Raw genomic sequence first — 1781 nt, forward strand, 5'->3', positions numbered from 1 at the left:
TTTGGGTGGATATCTGCCGGAATGGCAGATTTTTAGAACCGATTTCTAATGGATTTAGAACCGGATTACTGGGTGGGGATGCTCCGGATTATGCAGGTTATCTTATTTCAATCATCAATTAAGAGTAATAGACCTCGAAAATGTAAAAAATTGGTATAAGTTTAAACATATAGAAGAAAAACCAAATAACTATAAAGAAGATATTTTACCGATAAAAGTTAAATAATCGGGGTAATAATATATCATCATTTGGCGTAGACTCCGCCTGCGTCGGGCTAAAATAATAGAAATAAATAATCCTGTCACTGTCATCATTGGCAGGATTATTTATCTATTATAATATGAGTTCGTTTAAAAGAAGAAAAGTAACAAATAAAAACAGCGAAAAACCTGAATTCTATGTTTAAAACAAATAAAATAGCCGTAAAAATTAGTTATCCATTCTATTTTCTTTAAGAACTCCCCCTTTTAAAGGTGGGGGGGAGGTTCCCAAAGAAAAATAAAATATTTAAGCGAAATTGTTGTTGGATTGTTCATATTGCGGGTTGTATGGAGTTTTGTTTTTAACGACAGCAAACATTCTATGTATAAGTTTATTTCGGACGTTGTTCAACACCAAAAAGCGATCTTTACCATCTTGTAGTTTTCTGATATAATAATCATTGATATTTTTGTCATACCTAATGGCAGCGCGCACAGCCTCAGTAAGTAAAGTTTTCATTTTTTTGTTAGCCAGCTCACTGACTTTATCTTTTGACTTAATGCTGGATCCTGATGAGTGGGAGAAAGGAACAACCCCACTATAGCACCCAAATTTTCGAGGGTCATTAAAGAGAGTAAAATTACCGGTAAGCACAAGTACCATTATGGCATTCTCCGGTCCAATACCCTTTATCGATGTTAACAATTTATAGTTTAGGAAAAGGTCCTGGTGACAGGTTATTAAAGCTTTAATTTTCTTGTTTATTTCCTTCAGCTTAGCATTAATTAACTGTATATGTATCTGGCTGTCAGCAACAATAAAGTCAGTAGAAGAGTCATTCTTTACAGCGGCTAACTCTTTGGATGATACCTCAAGAGCTACCCTGCAGTTTACCAACCGTTTGCGGTAGGCTTGTAAGTCTTTTATTTGATCCAGAACATCACTCTTCAGCTTTGTGGAGATGGCCCTATCCTGGAATCGATATGCGTATAAGGCTATATGTAAAGCATCCACTTTATCGGTCTTACCACGCTTGATACCCATTGAACGCTTGATTTGCAAAGGATTTTCCAGCCAGATATCAATACCTGTTTGATTCAGATATTTAGTTAAATTCAGAGAGTAAAGGCCTGTATGTTCCCCGCAAATCAACCATTGCTTTTTGGGAATGGAGGTGTTGCTTTTAATCCATTTGACAAATTCTTTATACCCTAAGGCTTCATTGTCAAAGATATGGTGAATACTTCTGGCTTTATTACCTTGTATGAGTAATACTGCATCGAATTTTAGTTTGGAGAAATCAACTCCGATAAAGACTTTTTTCATAACTTTAGCTGTCACTTTATGAAGGAATTAACCGACGGCTGGATTGTACCAAAACTCTTAATGATTTATTAATCAGAATTCTATATGGTCTCTTACAGCCTGATTGTCCAGGGTCTGATTCACGAAATAGTCTATATGACTAGTGTCATGTCAATCTGATATTGTCGGATAAAGTTTTTTTAATTTAATTCTGGCCTTATCATTCGTGAACTGCCAGTTTATCTTGGAACTTCTATTATTTCTACTTCTCTGC

General features: G+C 35.4%; 1 protein-coding gene. It reads right to left on the minus strand.

The genetic code is table 11. The annotated features are described in order from the left end of the window. Window positions 1-508: 508 nt before the first annotated feature. Window positions 509-1528, minus strand: coding sequence for an IS110 family transposase (locus D0T84_RS22115; RefSeq protein WP_163310079.1), 1020 nt, complete (start codon window positions 1526-1528; stop codon window positions 509-511). Window positions 1529-1781: the final 253 nt, after the last annotated feature.

This window comes from Dysgonomonas sp. 521 (genome assembly GCF_010501055.1).
Taxonomy (GTDB): Bacteria; Bacteroidota; Bacteroidia; order Bacteroidales; family Dysgonomonadaceae; genus Dysgonomonas.

Bases quoted from the DNA above. Each gene is read 5' to 3' on its own strand.
- D0T84_RS22115 (WP_163310079.1), bottom strand. From the start codon at position 1,528: ATGAAAAAAGTCTTTATCGGAGTTGATTTCTCCAAACTAAAATTCGAT.